The sequence below is a fragment of the Streptococcus sp. SR4 genome (assembly GCF_000517725.1).
GTDB lineage: Bacteria > Bacillota > Bacilli > Lactobacillales > Streptococcaceae > Streptococcus > Streptococcus salivarius_F.
Genome location: NZ_AZYW01000048.1, coordinates 35,700 through 51,724, shown reverse-complemented (window position 1 = coordinate 51,724; position 16,025 = coordinate 35,700). Strand labels below are relative to the sequence as shown.

Annotated in this window: 13 protein-coding genes and 1 riboswitch; of the genes, 10 read left to right on the top strand and 3 right to left on the bottom strand. The window is 39.9% G+C overall.

The features are described from left to right. The first annotated feature begins 90 nt into the window (after positions 1-90). The 3 genes from HMPREF1519_RS06665 to nt5e all read left to right on the top strand — a co-directional run bounded on the left by HMPREF1519_RS06665 (position 91) and on the right by nt5e (position 4,008). Positions 91-939, top strand: coding sequence for a transporter substrate-binding domain-containing protein (locus HMPREF1519_RS06665; RefSeq protein WP_022496381.1), 849 nt, complete (start codon positions 91-93; stop codon positions 937-939). A 58-nt stretch (positions 940-997) separates the two neighbouring features. Beyond that, on the top strand, positions 998-1,651 hold the full coding sequence (locus tag HMPREF1519_RS06660; protein ID WP_037611595.1) for an amino acid ABC transporter permease: 654 nt from the start codon (positions 998-1,000) through the stop codon (positions 1,649-1,651). Between the two features lie 110 nt (positions 1,652-1,761). Then, on the top strand, positions 1,762-4,008 hold the full coding sequence (nt5e, locus tag HMPREF1519_RS06655; protein ID WP_037611593.1) for a cell surface ecto-5'-nucleotidase Nt5e: 2,247 nt from the start codon (positions 1,762-1,764) through the stop codon (positions 4,006-4,008). Between the two features lie 35 nt (positions 4,009-4,043). Here nt5e and HMPREF1519_RS06650 read toward each other — a convergent pair whose 3' ends face one another. The 3 genes from HMPREF1519_RS06650 to HMPREF1519_RS06640 all read right to left on the bottom strand — a co-directional run bounded on the left by HMPREF1519_RS06650 (position 4,044) and on the right by HMPREF1519_RS06640 (position 7,969). Further along, the gene (locus HMPREF1519_RS06650; RefSeq protein ID WP_081721229.1) at positions 4,044-4,985 is read right to left on the bottom strand and encodes an AraC family transcriptional regulator; all 942 of its coding nucleotides are present in this window, start codon (positions 4,983-4,985) and stop codon (positions 4,044-4,046) included. A 143-nt stretch (positions 4,986-5,128) separates the two neighbouring features. Then, a complete protein-coding gene (mnmE, locus tag HMPREF1519_RS06645) occupies positions 5,129-6,499 on the bottom strand; it encodes a tRNA uridine-5-carboxymethylaminomethyl(34) synthesis GTPase MnmE (protein WP_037611591.1) in 1,371 nt (456 codons plus the stop codon). A 126-nt stretch (positions 6,500-6,625) separates the two neighbouring features. Further along, positions 6,626-7,969: an alanine/glycine:cation symporter family protein gene (locus tag HMPREF1519_RS06640; protein WP_037611590.1), complete on the bottom strand. Its 1,344-nt coding sequence runs from the start codon at positions 7,967-7,969 to the stop codon at positions 6,626-6,628. Positions 7,970-8,065: 96 nt separating this feature from the next. Then, positions 8,066-8,172: riboswitch (glycine riboswitch) on the bottom strand. 305 nt (positions 8,173-8,477) lie between these two features. On the opposite strand from HMPREF1519_RS06640, the gene pcrA reads away from it, so the two are divergent. From pcrA to HMPREF1519_RS06605, 7 genes are all read left to right on the top strand, one after another. After that, entirely contained in the window at positions 8,478-10,787 is a 2,310-nt protein-coding gene (gene pcrA / locus HMPREF1519_RS06635) for a DNA helicase PcrA (protein ID WP_037611588.1), read from the top strand. 120 nt (positions 10,788-10,907) lie between these two features. Beyond that, positions 10,908-12,188 (top strand): O-acetylhomoserine aminocarboxypropyltransferase/cysteine synthase family protein, encoded by a 1,281-nt coding sequence (locus HMPREF1519_RS06630; protein ID WP_037611586.1) that lies wholly within the window; start codon positions 10,908-10,910, stop codon positions 12,186-12,188. A 60-nt stretch (positions 12,189-12,248) separates the two neighbouring features. Then, complete coding sequence (locus HMPREF1519_RS06625) at positions 12,249-13,004, top strand: HAD hydrolase family protein (RefSeq protein WP_037611584.1); 756 nt, start codon at positions 12,249-12,251, stop codon at positions 13,002-13,004. 67 nt (positions 13,005-13,071) lie between these two features. Then, the gene (tpx, locus tag HMPREF1519_RS06620; RefSeq protein WP_037611582.1) at positions 13,072-13,566 is read left to right on the top strand and encodes a thiol peroxidase; all 495 of its coding nucleotides are present in this window, start codon (positions 13,072-13,074) and stop codon (positions 13,564-13,566) included. A gap of 126 nt (positions 13,567-13,692) precedes the next feature. After that, a complete protein-coding gene (locus HMPREF1519_RS06615; protein ID WP_022496391.1) occupies positions 13,693-14,313 on the top strand; it encodes a restriction endonuclease subunit S in 621 nt (206 codons plus the stop codon). Positions 14,314-14,401: 88 nt separating this feature from the next. Further along, positions 14,402-14,635 (top strand): DUF1858 domain-containing protein, encoded by a 234-nt coding sequence (locus HMPREF1519_RS06610; protein ID WP_004182516.1) that lies wholly within the window; start codon positions 14,402-14,404, stop codon positions 14,633-14,635. Between the two features lies 1 nt (position 14,636). Then, positions 14,637-15,983 carry a DUF438 domain-containing protein gene (locus tag HMPREF1519_RS06605; protein ID WP_037611579.1) on the top strand — a complete coding sequence of 449 codons (1,347 nt, stop codon included), beginning with the start codon at positions 14,637-14,639 and terminating at the stop codon, positions 15,981-15,983. Positions 15,984-16,025: the final 42 nt, after the last annotated feature.

Sequence of the window (16,025 nt, the reverse complement as noted above, 5' to 3'; positions counted from 1 at the left end):
AGTTCAATATTTTGTAAAACCCTTTCAAATAGTGTAGGCTAAGATTATAAGTTTTTAACTTAACTTCATTTTTTAAGGAGATACACATAGATGAAAAAGAGATTTTTCGCCGTATTTAGCCTAATTTTGGCTGCGGTCTTTTTGGTTGCCTGCTCGTCACAGAGTACAGGTGAGAAGAACTGGGAAAAGATTGAGAAACGTGGTAGCATCAAGGTTGCGACTGCTGGAACACTTTACCCACAAACCTACCACGATGATAAGAATAATCTGACTGGTTATGACGTTGAGATTCTCAAAGAAGTTGGAAAACGTCTTAAGTTGAAAATTGAATTCACTGAGATGGGCGTGGATGGCATGCTTACTGCTGTAAATAGTGGTCAAGTAGATATTGCTAACTACTCACTCGAAGATGACAACAAGAACGTTAAAAAATTCTTGCGTTCTGAACCATACAAGTATTCATTTACTTCAATGGTAGTTCGTGAATCAGATAATTCAGGAATTTCTTCATGGAAGGACCTCAAAGGCAAGAAAGCAGCTGGTGCTGCAAGTACAAAGTACATGAAGATTGCCAAAAAAATGGGTGCTGAACTCGTCGTATATGACAATGTTACCAATGACGTTTATATGCAAGACTTGGTAAATGGTCGTACAGACGTTATCGTCAACGATTACTATTTGCAAAAGATGGCAGTAGCTGCTATCAAGGATAAGTACCCTGTTAAGATCAACGACGGCATCTACAGTAACCCTTACTCAACAAGCTTTACTTTCTCATTGAAGAATAAAACCCTTCAAGAAAAAGTTAATAAAGCTATCAAAGACATGAAGAAAGATGGTACCCTTACCAAAATTTCAGAGAAGTTCTTTGCTGGTCAAGACGTTACAAAGAAAACGAAAGTTGACTACACTGAGATTGACATCTCTGATGTTGAATAATATGAGCGATCCAATTGGATCGCTTATTTACTAAAGAAATGTTTAGAAAGATAGACTTATGATTATTGATTTTTCACTGATTCTAAAAAGCATTCCCTATGTCCTGTCTGGTCTGCCCTATACTTTGGGGATTTCCCTTTTAAGCTTTATGGTTGGGAATGTATTTGCTATCATCCTTGCCTTTATGCGGATGTCGCAAAAACCTTGGTTGAAGTATCCTGCCCGTGTTTATATTTCCATCATGCGTGGGGTCCCTATGTTGGTCGTGCTCTTCATTCTTTATTTTGGTTTGCCTTACATTGGTGTTCAGCTGCCTGCCCTTCTTTGTGCCTTTATTGGTTTCTCTTGTGTTAGTGCGGCTTATATGGCAGAGATTTTCCGTTCATCCATAGCTGCCGTAGATAAGGGGCAGTGGGAAGCCGCTCGCTCTCTGGGGCTTCCTCAGAAGTCTATTATCCGTCGGATTATCTTACCTCAGGCCATGCGTATAGCGGTAGCACCACTTGGTAATGTCATTATCGACATGGTAAAGAGTTCCTCGTTGGCGGCTATGATTACAGTGCCTGACATTTTCCAAAATGCTAAGATTATCGGTGGGCGTGAGTATGACTACATGTCTATGTATATCTTAATCGCCCTTATTTACTGGACTTTGAGCTTTACTTTAGAACTGCTTGAAGGCTATCTTGAAAAACGTTTAGCTACCTATTGATTTTTGAAAAAATTGTTTGAATATCTAATAAAATATTGAAATTTATTTAATTCTAATCTTATAAATGTGGTATAATAAAAGCGATTTAAAAATCAGAAAGGTCTTTTGGAATGAAGAAGAAAACAGTCGTTGCAACGACACTATCAACCCTACTCGTCTCAACTGCCATCTTGGCTAATGCTGTCCAAGCTGATGAGGTAGAAACTCATGCAGCTGTAACAGCACCAAGCACTGAAGTGGTAGCTACAGAGGCAACTACCAATGCGACATCTACTGCAGCAACAACTGCAATAAGCGAGTCTGCAGCTCCAGTAGCTAGTTCAACATCAGTTGTTACTGCTTCAACAGCTGAAACAAGCGAGACACCAGTTGCCACTGCCAGTGAAACAGCAACTGCAGCCGCAACTCCTACAACAGAAGTTGTGACAAATGCTAGCACAAGTGCCAGCAACGACACTGTAACTGTTCTTCACACCAACGATGTTCATGGTCGTATGGTTGAAGATGATCGTAACGGAGTTATTGGTGATGCCCTTTTGTCTGGTATCGTCAATGATTCTCGTTCAAAAGGAACAACCCTTGTCTTTGACTCTGGGGACTCATTCCAAGGTCTTCCAATCTCAAACAGCTCTAAGGGTGAGGACATGGCAAGCGTCATGAATGCTGTTGGTTTTGATGCCATGACAGTGGGTAACCATGAGTTCGACTTTGGTCTTGACCAATTGCGTCGTTTGAGCAAACAAATCAATTTCCCAATCATCACATCTAACGTTTATGTGGACGGCGTACGTCTTTTCCAACCATCTACAATCGTTGACAAAACACCTGGTGTTGATGGAGATGAAGTAGTTGTTATTGGTGTTACTACACCTGAGACAGCTACAAAGACACACCCACGTAATATCACTGGGGTCTCTTTCACCGATCCTATTACTGAGGTTAAAGCTGTTGTTGACCAAGTAGAATCAAATGCTCGTGCTGAAGGTAAGGAATACAAGACTTATATTGTCCTTAGTCACTTGGGTATAGATACAACAACTCCAGTTGAATGGCGTGGATCAACATTGGCAGAAGCTCTTTCAAACTATGCACCTTTGAAAGGAAAACGTGTTCTTGTCCTTGATGGTCACTCACACACTCTTCACACAGCAACATACGGCGATAATGTCACTTACAACCAAACTGGTAGCTACCTTAACAATGTCGGCCGCGTCGTTTATAATTCTGACCGTGTCTTGTCACATGACGTGATTTCACACGACGAAGCTAAGAAGAATTATAAAGTTAACCCAACAGTTAAAACTATGATTGATGACATCCAAGCTAAGTACAAGGCAGATTCTTCAAAAGTAGTTATCGAAAATAGTCCAGTTAAACTTAGCGGTGACCGTATGGATGTTCGTGTTCGCGAAACTAACCTTGGTAATGTTGTCGCTGATGCTCTCTTAGATTACGGACAATCAGCCTTCACACACAAGTCTAACCTTGCCGTAACAAACGGTGGTGGTCTTCGTGAAACAATTGCCAAAGACAAACCAATCACTAAAGGTGATATCATTGCCGTTCTTCCATTTGGTAACTCAGTTGCTCAAATTCAAGTGACAGGTCAAAATATCCATGATATGTTTGTCAAATCTCTTGGTTCTATTCTCCAAGTTGACGAAAGTGGTAAAACTGTTCTGGACGAAAATGGCCAACCTCTTCTTGAACCATCTGGTGGTTTCCTTCAAGTCTCAGGAGCTCGTGTTTACTATGACACAACTCTTCCAGCTGAAAAACGTATCTTGTCAATTGACATTTTGGACCCAGAAACTGGTGTCTATAAACCACTTAACACTAACGAAACTTACTATCTTGTAACCAACGACTTCTTGGCTGCTGGTGGTGATGGCTTCACTATGCTAGGTGGTCCTCGTGAAGAAGGTCCTTCAATGGACACAGTCTTTGCGGATTACTTGACACGTGCAGACCTTTCTAAGTATGCCGTTATCAATCCAAATTCACGTACCATTTCAATTTCAAGTGCTGATTTTGCTGCCTTGAACAAAAAAGAAAATGCAGCAGACCCTACACTTAATCCTTTGGAACCTGTTACTCCATCAACTATTGCTAAAGATTTAGAAACTAGCAAACCAGTCGTATCTAAAGTAGTGACGACTCCTAATGGAAAAGTATTCTTCATTTCAACGAGAAGTGAAGCACTTAAAGAAACTGAAAAAGCGACAGAAGCTTCTGCTCAAACTGAAGTTCTTCCTACAACAGGTGACAAGGGCTCACACGCTGGTCTTCTTGGACTTGGTATGTTGCTAACTCTCTTTGGACTTAGTGGTAAACACAAAGGCAAAGAGAAAAACTAAGAAGTTTACAGATAAAAAAAGAGTTAACCATTTGGCTAACTCTTTTTTGTTTTCTTCTTGTTACTATGTGTCTTACGATACTGGCTTGGTGTTTGGTCGTAATAGTGTTTAAATTGGCGGTTAAAATTGGATAGGTTATTAAAACCAACATTAGTAGCAATTTCCAAAACTGGTTTAACGCTATTACGAAGCTCCTCGCAAGCAGCATTGAGTCTTGCTTGAATGATAAATTCTGTACAAGAGGTACCTGTATGTTGCTTAAAAATCGTCATAAAGTGAGTCTTACTATACCCCATAAGCTCTGATAACTTTTCAATAGTCAGATTTTCGGCATAATGTTGATTAATATAATCAATGATTTCCCGAATCTTTTCATTCTTACGATAATGATCATCAGAAGTTTTGCGCTCTACCAAACGATAGAAGTAGAGGAGGTAAATTAATTCTTCTAGTTTTGACTTGAGAAGGAGTTCATAGTGACGATCTTTCTGACGAATCATTTTAAAAATCTCAAAGAGGAGAGCTTTGATTTCCCTATACCCCTCGTCTGACGGTCTCAGGCATTGTTTAAACTTGAAATTAGAATTCTGTAAAGGCTGTAGGTAGCGTAGACTAAGCGGGTCCACCAGCGACTGTCCCAGCATATCCAAATGAAAATGTAAGGTGTCCGTATGATGAGGCTGATTATCTACGGGGTGAATCGAATGAAGGCCATTCGGACGTATTAAAAAGATATCTCCAGCCTGACTGTCAAAATAGTCATAATCAATGTGATAACGAGCTGTCCCCTCATAAACGTACTGAATCTCAAGTTCAGGATGCCAATGAAAAAGAATATCAGGGCGTCCATTTTCAACCTTAGTTTCCGTCAGTCGAAAAGGAAGCAGATTATCGTCAAAGTCTATCAAATGTTTAAAATCAGTATCAGTAGTTGCTTGACTCATGACAAACCTTTCAAAATCATAGGATAGTACCATGATAGCATTTTCTTTCTTAAAAAGCATGAGGTAATCGTCTTATGGTATTGATAGGTTTTAGTTTACATAACTTTATTTCTGTATTTATGATACAAAAAATAAAAAGATGACAGAGCATCTTTTTTACATAAATTTAGTTATGTTTATTTTCCTAGACAGAACTGGCTAAAGAGTTGCGTAATGAGTTCATCTGGGGCAGCATCACCAGTGATTTCTCCCAGAATTTCCCAAGTACGTGTCATATCTACTTGTAAGAGGTCAACAGGCATGCCTAATTCAAGACCTTGATTGACTGCTTCAAGGCTTTCGAGGGCTTTTTCAATGAGTGAAATGTGACGGGCATTTGAGAGATAAGTAGCATCTTTCTCCACTAGACCAGCATTATCAAAGAAGAGTTGATTGATGCGATCTTCAATTTTGTCGATGTTTTCATTCTTGAGGACTGAAATCGGAATGACATCTTCAGGAAGCTCTTCCATTTGGATTGCTTGTGGAAGGTCTGTCTTATTTAGGAGAATGATTCGATTGCTATTTTGGCTGATTTCGAGTAATGTACGGTCTTGCTCAGTTAACGGTTCAGAGCTATTAAGGACAAGAAGAACCAGGTCAGCCTCTTCAAGAGCTTTCTTAGAACGCTCCACACCAATTTTTTCAACAACATCGTCTGTGTCACGGATACCAGCGGTATCAATTAACTTAAGTGGAACGCCTTTGATATTAACGTATTCTTCAATGACATCACGTGTTGTACCCTCAATGTCTGTAACGATAGCCTTCTCCTCACGTAGGAGATTGTTAAGAAGGCTAGATTTTCCGACATTTGGACGACCAATGATTGCCGTTGAAAGACCTTCTCGTAGAATTTTTCCTCGTTTGGCAGTAGCCAGAAGATTTTCTAGAAGTGCTTGGAACTCTTGCGTTTTTTCGCGGACTAGATTTGTAGTAACTTCTTCAACATCATCATACTCTGGGTAATCAATATTCACCTCGACTTGAGCCAAAGTGTTAAGAATTTCTTGGCGAGTGTTATTAATGAGATCCTTGAGCGAACCATCAAGTTGAGAAACGGCAACGGCCATAGCCTTATCAGTCTTAGCACGAATCAAATCCATGACCGCTTCGGCCTGGGTCAAGTCCACACGACCATTCAAGAAGGCACGTTTGGTAAATTCTCCAGGTTCGGCCATACGAGCACCAGAACGGATAAGGAGTTGAAGGATTTCATTGGTTACAGCGACACCACCATGGGTGTTGATTTCTACCACATCCTCACGTGTAAAGGTCTTTGGTGCACGCATAACACTGACCATGACTTCATCAATGGTTTCATCATTTTCCACGATATGACCGTAGTTGATAGTATGTGAAGCGATCGTTTCTAAATTTTTTCCTTTGAAAACCTTATTAGCAATAGCAACTGCATCGGTTCCAGATAGGCGAACAATACCGATAGCACCTTCACCTAAAGGTGTTGAGATGGCAGTAATCGTATCAAATTCTTTGGTAATTGACATAGTAATTCCTTTGGATTTATTCTTTACAAGTTATAAAATGATTTAATTTCATTGTAACGCAAAAGAGCAGTAGTCGCAAGGATTGGTGCCGACAAAGCCAAGAAAAAAGAGCCAAAGCTCTTTAGTTTATTTGTGGCGTTCAAAGTATGATTTGGTTTCTTTGATGATAATTGGTGATAGGACTAGGAGGGCAACCAAGTTAGGCAAAGCCATCAAACCGTTTACGATATCCGCAATTTTCCAAACAACATCAAGTGTGAGGTAACCACCAAGAGCAACCATGACTACAAAAATGAGGCGGTAGAGTGGAAGGAATTTCGTTGATTTGAAAATGAATTCGAAACAACGTTCACCGTAGTAAGACCAACCCAAGATTGTTGTAAAGGCAAAGAGAACCAAAGAAAGTGTCAAGGCAATTTCACCAAATGTACCAAAAACAGAAGAGAAGGCTGCTTGTGTCATTGGGGCACCTTCTAGGCTACCTGACCATTGACCCGTTACAAGGATGGCAAGACCAGTAAGCGTACAGATGATAATCGTATCAATGAAAGTACCTGTCATTGAAATCAAACCTTGTTCAACTGGTTCTTCGGTCTTAGCAGCAGCTGCAGCGATAGGAGCTGATCCAAGACCTGACTCATTTGAGAAGACACCACGCGCAATACCAAGTCGCATTGCAACCATGACTGTCGCACCAGCAAAACCACCCACGGCTGCTTTACCAGTAAAGGCAGATTGGAAGACCATTTCAAGGACTGGAAGAAGTTGATTAAAGTTAGTAAAGATAACCACAAGAGCTGCTAGGATATAGAGCCCAGCCATAAATGGTACGACCTTTTCAGAAACTTTAGAGATAGATTGGATACCACCAAAAATGATAGCAGCAGTGATAAGAGCAAGAATGACACTTACGATTTTTGGTGACCAGTCAAAGCTATTTTGAAGTGAAGCGGTGATTGAGTTAACTTGAGAGAAGGTACCAATCCCCAACCATGCAACAAGCACACCTGCAAAGGCAAAGAAGTAGGCCAAAGGTTTAGCAATTGTTTGCCATTTTCCAGAAAAACCGTGTGTGATGTAATACATTGGACCACCAGAGACATTACCTTGGTCGTCAAGTGTACGGAATTTAATAGCCAAAAGACCTTCAGAATATTTGGTTGCCATACCAAAGAAAGCGGCAATCCACATCCAGAAAAGGGCACCAGGTCCACCAGTTTTGATGGCAGTAGCTACACCGACAATGTTACCTGTACCAACAGTTGCAGCAAGAGCAGTCGCCAAGGCTGCAAAACTAGAAATATCACCTTCCCCTTTATCTTCAGCAAAGATAAGTTTAAAAGCTTTAGGAAGACGAAGAACTTGCAAAAGACCAAGACGAATTGTAAGGTAAATCCCAGTTCCTACAAGAAGGACCAGAAGGGGTGGACCCCAGACAAAATCATCAATGGTAGTAAAAAAGTCTAACATAAATTTACAATCTCCTTTAACCGAGACGTCAAAAAAGAGGTTTGGCTTAACCAGACCTCTGAGAATACAAAGCTATTACTACAAGTTAAAAAACTTGCGATGCTTTCTGTCCTTTTACCTGAGAGTTTCGGTTGTTACCCCTTGCCCCTTCGGTGTCTTGTATACAGCTAAGGCTGCTTCAAGATCTCTCCAGAAGTCCGTCAATCACCAGTCATCCTGATGACATCACTCGGTTCTTATTTTATTGTGATTCTATCTTATCGAAAAAACCGAACAGTGTCAACACTAATTTTCATAAAAAGTATAAAAATCCGAATATTATTCTTTAGCATGTCTTCCTCCAAAGCTAGAAAAAGCTAGGAATATCAGTAATCTTAAGCAAAGTACTTCCAAATAAAAACAAACGATTATTTTCTAAAGTTATTTCATACGCATTATGAATAGAGTCTGCATTTTCATCTAAAAAATGATAAAATAGTAGAGCTTATTTTTGAGAATGGAGAATATGATGAACCCATTATTAACTGGTATGAATGACAAACAGGCCGAAGCCGTCCAAACGACTGAGGGGCCTTTATTGATTATGGCTGGTGCAGGATCTGGGAAGACACGTGTGCTTACCCACCGCATTGCCTACCTCATTGACGAGAAAATGATTAACCCCTGGAATATCCTAGCCATTACCTTTACCAATAAGGCAGCTCGTGAGATGCGTGAACGTGCTATGGCTTTAAATCCAGCAACTTCAGAAACCTTAATTGCAACCTTCCATAGTATGTGTGTGCGAATCCTTCGTCGTGAAGCGGACCATATTGGCTACAACCGAAACTTTACTATCGTAGATCCTGGGGAACAACGTACTTTGATGAAACGTATTCTCAAGAATCTGAACCTGGACCCTAAAAAGTGGAATGAACGTGCCATCTTAGGGACGATTTCTAACGCCAAAAACGACCTCTTGGATGAAGTGGCCTATGAGCACCAAGCTGGTGATATGTTCACCCAAATCGTTGCTAAATGTTACAAGGCCTATCAGGAAGAGCTCCGTCGTAGTGAAGCTATGGATTTTGACGATTTAATTATGATGACTTTGCGTCTCTTTGACAAAAATCCTGATGTCCTCGCATATTATCAGCAGCGTTATCAGTACATTCACGTGGATGAGTACCAAGATACCAACCATGCTCAGTATCAGTTGGTAAAACTCTTGGCATCTCGCTTCAAGAATATCTGTGTCGTAGGTGATGCGGACCAATCAATCTACGGTTGGCGTGGGGCTGATATGCAGAATATCCTTGATTTTGAGAAGGACTATCCTGAAGCCAAGGTAGTTCTCTTGGAAGAAAATTACCGTTCAACCAAGAAAATTCTCCAAGCAGCCAACGAAGTTATCAAGAACAACCGTAACCGCCGTCCTAAGAAACTTTGGACTCAAAATGATGACGGTGAACAAATTGTTTATTACCGTGCTAATGACGAGCGTGATGAAGCTGTTTTTGTTGCTTCAACTATTGATAACATTATTCGTGAAGAAGGTAAGAACTTCAAGGATTTCGCTGTACTTTACCGTACCAATGCTCAGTCTCGTACCATTGAAGAAGCTTTACTCAAGTCTAATATTCCTTATACCATGGTTGGAGGAACCAAGTTCTATAGCCGTAAAGAAATTCGTGATGTCATTTCTTACTTGAACTTGATTGCCAACCCTGCGGATAATATTAGCTTTGAACGTGTCGTTAATGAACCTAAACGTGGAGTTGGACCCGGTACACTAGAAAAGATCCGTAACTTTGCCTATGAGCAAAACATGAGTCTCCTAGATGCTTCTGCTAATATTATGTTATCACCGATTAAGGGGAAAGCAGCTCAGGGCGTTTACGATTTTGCTAACATGATTCTGAAGCTACGTGATCAGCTAGATGGACTAAGTATCACTGAAGCTGTAGAGGCTGTTTTGGATAAGTCTGGTTATCTGGATGCTCTTTCGATGCAACAAACACTTGAAAGTCAAGCGCGCATTGAAAATATCGAAGAATTCATGTCTGTTACTAAGAATTTTGACGAAACCAACACCGATGGTACGGAGGACGAGACAGGTATTGACCGTTTAGGCCGTTTCTTGAACGATTTAGCGTTGATTGCTGATACGGACGATGGTGATATGGAAGCAGCAGAGGTAACCTTGATGACTCTCCATGCTGCCAAAGGGCTTGAATTCCCAGTTGTCTTCCTAATTGGTATGGAAGAGGGAGTCTTCCCTTTGTCACGTGCCTCAGAAGAGCCAGATGAACTCGAAGAAGAGCGTCGTTTGGCTTACGTAGGTATCACTCGGGCGGAAGAGATTCTTTTCCTTACCAACGCTAATACGCGTACGCTTTTTGGTAAGACTAGCTATAATCGTCCTAGCCGTTTCTTACGTGAAATTTCAGATGATTTATTACAATATCAAGGTCTAGCACGTCCAGCCAATTCATCATTTGGTGTTCGTTTTACAAAGGAAGAGCCTACACAATTTGGTCAAGGCATGAGTTTACAACAAGCGCTTCAGACCAGAAAAGCAAATGCACAGCCGCAAAGACATACTGGTGCTCAGCCATTTTCAAAAGCCACTGGGGGACTACCTTTTGGTAAGGCTTCAGACTCAGGCAACTCAGCTACTGATTGGGAAATCGGAGATATCGCTCACCACAAGAAATGGGGAGATGGTACCGTCCTAGAAGTAACTGGAAGTGGCAAGACACAGGAACTTAAGATAAAATTCCCAGAAGTTGGACTTAAAAAAGTCTTGGCAAGCGTAGCACCTATTGTGAAGAAATAGAAAGGGACCGAAAGGTCCTTTTTATAAGCCCTCCCTATCACATTGATAAAAAATTTCTATTAGACAGCTAGCTTTTCTGGGTGTAGAATGAAGGCAACTTTTGTTTTGGAGGACACCCATATGTCACGAGAATTTTCATTTGAAACCTTACAATTACACGCTGGACAAACACCTGACAAGGAAACAAAATCACGTGCTGTTCCAATTTACCAAACCACTTCATATGTTTTTGACGACGCTCAAGAAGGTGAAGATCTCTTTGCCCTTAGAAAGCCTGGTAATATTTACACACGTATTACCAATCCAACAGTAGCAGTACTTGAAGAACGTATTGCAGCCCTCGAAGGGGGTGTTGGTGCCTTGGCTACGGCATCAGGTATGGCTGCTATCACCTATGCTATCCTTGGTTTGGCACATGCTGGTGATCACGTTGTTGCCGCGACAACCCTCTATGGTGGGACATTCAATCTCTTAAAAGAAACTCTTCCACGCTATGGTATCACAACAACTTTTGTAGATGTTGACAATCCTGAAGAAATTGAAGCTGCTATCAAAGATAATACCAAGCTTGTCTTGATTGAGTCTTTGGGAAATCCGCTTATCAATATTCCTGATTTTGAAAAAATTGCTGAGATTGCTCACAGTCATAAGATTCCATTGGTTGCTGACAATACTTTTGGAACTCCATATCTCATCAATGTTATCTCCCATGGTGTAGATATCGTGGTTCATTCTGCAACTAAGTTTATCGGTGGACATGGAACAACTATTGGAGGTCTTATCGTCGATTCTGGTAAATTTGACTGGGAAGCTTCAGGCAAATTCCCACAATTGGTTGACGAGGACCCATCTTACCACAATATCAGCTATACGCGTGATGTTGGTCCAGCAGCATTTGTAACTGCCCTTCGTACACAACTTTTGCGTGACACAGGGGCTGCCTTGGCACCTTTCAATGCTTTCTTGCTCTTGCAAGGACTTGAAACACTTTCACTTCGTGTCGAACGCCACGTCGAAAATACTAAAAAAATCGTAGACTTTTTGGAAAATCATCCAAAAGTTGAAAAAGTTAACTATCCTGGATTACCATCAAGTCCTTACTATGATTTGTCACAAAAATACTTCCCTAAAGGACCAGGCTCTATTTTCACTTTCCATGTTAAAGGTGGACAAGACGAAGCGCGTACCGTAATTGATAGTCTTGAAATCTTCTCAGATTTAGCTAACGTTGCTGACGCAAAATCTTTGGTGGTGCACCCTGCAACAACAACTCACCAACAATTGGCAGAAGCTGATTTACTAGCTTGTGGCGTCACTCCAAATCAAATTCGTATCTCAGTTGGTTTGGAAAACGCAGATGATTTGATTGAAGATTTAAAACTAGCTCTTGATAAAATCTAAGTATTTCAATACAAAATGATTTAGCCAGCTCTTTAGCTGGTTTTTTGTTATACTATCCCTATGAAATTTGTTTTTGATTTGGATGGAACCCTATGTTTTGATGGTATGACTATGTCAAAAGACCTACAAAAGGTTCTTTTAACTGCACCAAAATACGGTCATGAAATTATTTTTGCAACAGCACGCTCTTACAGAGACTGTCTTAGTATTTTAGAAGGAGAATTGAGAAAGCTGACAGTAGTTGGCTTAAACGGTGGTGAAGTCTTTCAAGATGAACACTTAGTATCACAATACACAATACCTTCTCCTGCTCTAAGAACGATTGTTAGCTACTGTGATACTTATAATCTCCCTTATTTTATTGATGATACCTTTAATTATACTATTCAAAATCCTGAGCAAATCCCTTTTCTTTCAAATGTTGATCCATTAAACAAAGCAAGGATTTTGCCTGTTCATGAACTTAATGAGCCTATCAAAGTTGTTATTCCATTTGTAGAGCATGAAGATATACGTGAAGACCTTATCTTTAATCTAAACAAACTGGATTGTTTAGATCTTAGTTATCATGATATTGAAAGATGTCTTTACATTAATCCTAAGGGAGTTACCAAGGCTAGTACTGTTTTAAACCACTTTGGTAAAGACTTTGTAGCTTTTGGAAATGATCAAAATGATATTTCTCTTTTCAAAAATGCTATATATGGAGTGCAAATTGGTGATTATCCCTACCTAAAAAACTTTGCGGATGAGGTTATTCCTGAAATTAATGCAATTATTGCTGAAAAAATTAAACTTCTGTTTGAAAAATTCTAAACAAATGCTTAGGCTTATTGCTATATTTACAGTACAATAGTAAAAAAAGTATTGGAGGACGACTAACATGCCAACATTTATTGGAAAACCAGTTACAGTAGCAGAAGACAAACAACTTCAAGTTGGAGATACCTTGCGTGACTTTAACTTAACAGCAACAGATTTGACGAAAAAATCACTTTCAGAATTCGATGGAAAGAAAAAAGTTATCTCTATCGTTCCATCAATCGATACTGGTATCTGTTCAACTCAAACACGTACCTTTAATAAGGAATTGTCAGAATTAGACGATACAGTAGTTATTACTATTTCAGTGGACCTACCATTTGCACAAGCTCGTTGGTGTGGTGCTGAAGGACTTGAAAATGCCATCATGCTTTCTGACTACTATGATAATAGTTTCGGTAAAGATTATGGTGTCCTCATTGAAGAATGGCACTTGTTAGCGCGTGCAGTTTTAGTGGCAGATGCTGACAATAAGATTACTTATGTCGAATATTTGGACAATATCAATACTGATCCAAATTATGAAGCAGCAGTAGCAGCGGTTAAAAGCTTATAAAATGAGGCTCAGGTCTCTTTTTTATTTTGCCTTTCTTACAGTTTTTACTTGCAAAAGTATTAGCTTCTTGCTATTATTGTATAGCAATACTCAATACGGATAGTAAAATATAAAAAAGGAGATTCAATGTCTGAAAAAGAAAGACCTCAACTGATTATCGATTACGAAGCTAACACAGACAAACTTGTTCGTTTAGGCGATGTTGTCGATCAATTTAAAGGAAAAGCTGTCCCTGCTAAGGCAGAACCTGGCGAATTCGCTGTCATTAATCTATCGGATATGACACCCAACGGCATTGCTTACGATGACCTAAAAACATTTTCTGAGGAACGCCGCAAACTTTTACGCTTTCTCTTAGAAGATGGAGATGTACTTATTGCATCTAAGGGAACTGTTCATAAAGTTGCTGTTTTCGAAGATCAAGGCAAGCGTGAAGTTGTTGCCTCATCAAATATCACAGTATTACGACCTAAGGAAAAACTTCGTGGTTTTTACATCAAGTTCTTTCTTGAGACAGATATTGGTCGTGCCTATTTGGACTATGCTGATAAGGGAAAGGCTGTCCTCAATTTATCGACAGCTGACCTCTTGGACATCAAAATACCTGAAATACCGATTGTTAAGCAAGATTACCAAATTGCCGCCTATCTACGTGGTCGTGCCGATTTCCACCGTAAGATGGTTCGTGCAAAGCAAGAGTGGGAAAATATCCAGCATAATGTTACAGAAGCTCTATTTGGAAATTAACCAAAAGCCAGCAAACTAGGATTTGTTGGTCTTTTTTTATTATTCTCGTGTATAATGGTAGTAGTAAATATGTTATTAGGAGGTCATTATGACTACCAACACCATAGATTTATCACAACCAGTCGCAACAATCATAAAAGAGCATCCAGAGGTTAAGGATTTACTGATTGACCTTGGTTTTAAGCCCTTGTCTAACCCAGCTATGCTAAATACTGTCGGTAAGGTAACCAGTCTAAAAGCTGGCTCTAAGTTAGCTAATATTCCCCTAGATAAAATCAAGCAAACCTTACTGTTCAATGGTTATGATGTCATCGGAGACTAACATGGAAAAAAATCGTATTCAAATACTTAAAGAAATTCTCCTAGATTTACATCATGGAGCTAGTCCCGAAAGTGTTCAAGAGCGCTTCAATCAACACTTCAGGGGAGTATCTGCCCTTGAAATCTCTATGATGGAGCATGAATTGATGTCTTCTGAAGATGGAGTTACCTTTGAAGATGTTATGAGCCTTTGTAATGTCCACGCTAACCTCTTTAAAGGAGCTATTGCAGATGTGGAAGTGGCGGACGCTGATCAAGAGGGCCACCCTGTCTATGTCTTTAAACAAGAGAATTTAGCCCTACGTTCAGCTATTCTCCGTATCCGACGTATCCTAGAAAACATCAGTAAGCCCGAAAATGAAGACTTTAAATCTGACCTAGTCAATGGACTTAAACATCAGATGTCTTTATTAGGACAATTCCATAACCATTACACACGTAAAGAAAAACTCTTCTTTCCAATAATGGAGCGTTATGGTCATGACTCTCCTCCAAAGGTTATGTGGGGGGTAGACGATGACATCCGAAAACTCTTTCGAGATGCAGAGGCTAAACTCCAAGAACTTCCAAAAGGAAATTTAAAGGATTTTGAAAAATCCTTCGAAGCTTTTTCAGAAGAATTTGAAGCTATGATTTTCAAGGAAGAAGCTATCTTACTGATGATTCTGCTTGAAACCTTCACGCAGGATGATTGGCTTTCAATTGCCGAAGAAAGTGATGCCTATGGCTATGCAATTATAAAACCTACAGCCGTCTGGCAACCTAAGCGTGAGCGTTTTGAGGAAGACAATACGGAAACATCGCAAGAACAGTCAGGTCTGAGCACTGACGCACATACGGGCAATACCCGAATTATTGAAACCCCAGAAGGGCAATTCACCATCAGCTTCACCCCAAAACCAAAAACTGAAACTGTCGTAGATAGAGAAACAACGCAACCTTTTGGCAATGGTTATCTTTCTGTGGAGCAGGCCAATCTTATTCTAAATCATCTCCCTTTGGAAATTACTTTCGTCAATAAAGACGATATTTTCCAATACTATAATGATAATGTTCCTGCCAATGAAATGGTTTTTAAACGAACACCTAGCCAAATTGGACGAAACGTTGAACTTTGCCATCCGCCAAAAGTACTTGATAAGGTCAAGAAAATCTTTGAATTACTAAGAAGTGGAGAGCGTGACCAAGTTCCAATGTGGTTCAAATCTGAACGTTTAGGAAAATTCGTCTATGTTACCTATGCAGCTGTTAGAGATGACAAAGGAGACTTTCAAGGTGTCCTAGAGTATGTACAAGATATTAAACCTTTCTTTGAACTAGAAAGCGATCTTAAAAGAGACATTGATTAAAAAAGCTAGCAGTCTTGCGATTGCTTGTGATTATAATTCTCA

Coding starts and splice junctions, on each gene's coding strand:
- HMPREF1519_RS06665 (WP_022496381.1), top strand. CDS start 91: ATGAAAAAGAGATTTTTCGCCGTATTTAGCCTAATTTTGGCTGCGGTC.
- HMPREF1519_RS06660 (WP_037611595.1), top strand. CDS start 998: ATGATTATTGATTTTTCACTGATTCTAAAAAGCATTCCCTATGTCCTG.
- nt5e (WP_037611593.1), top strand. CDS start 1,762: ATGAAGAAGAAAACAGTCGTTGCAACGACACTATCAACCCTACTCGTC.
- HMPREF1519_RS06650 (WP_081721229.1), bottom strand. CDS start 4,985: ATGGTACTATCCTATGATTTTGAAAGGTTTGTCATGAGTCAAGCAACT.
- mnmE (WP_037611591.1), bottom strand. CDS start 6,499: ATGTCAATTACCAAAGAATTTGATACGATTACTGCCATCTCAACACCT.
- HMPREF1519_RS06640 (WP_037611590.1), bottom strand. CDS start 7,969: ATGTTAGACTTTTTTACTACCATTGATGATTTTGTCTGGGGTCCACCC.
- pcrA (WP_037611588.1), top strand. CDS start 8,478: ATGAACCCATTATTAACTGGTATGAATGACAAACAGGCCGAAGCCGTC.
- HMPREF1519_RS06630 (WP_037611586.1), top strand. CDS start 10,908: ATGTCACGAGAATTTTCATTTGAAACCTTACAATTACACGCTGGACAA.
- HMPREF1519_RS06625 (WP_037611584.1), top strand. CDS start 12,249: ATGAAATTTGTTTTTGATTTGGATGGAACCCTATGTTTTGATGGTATG.
- tpx (WP_037611582.1), top strand. CDS start 13,072: ATGCCAACATTTATTGGAAAACCAGTTACAGTAGCAGAAGACAAACAA.
- HMPREF1519_RS06615 (WP_022496391.1), top strand. CDS start 13,693: ATGTCTGAAAAAGAAAGACCTCAACTGATTATCGATTACGAAGCTAAC.
- HMPREF1519_RS06610 (WP_004182516.1), top strand. CDS start 14,402: ATGACTACCAACACCATAGATTTATCACAACCAGTCGCAACAATCATA.
- HMPREF1519_RS06605 (WP_037611579.1), top strand. CDS start 14,637: ATGGAAAAAAATCGTATTCAAATACTTAAAGAAATTCTCCTAGATTTA.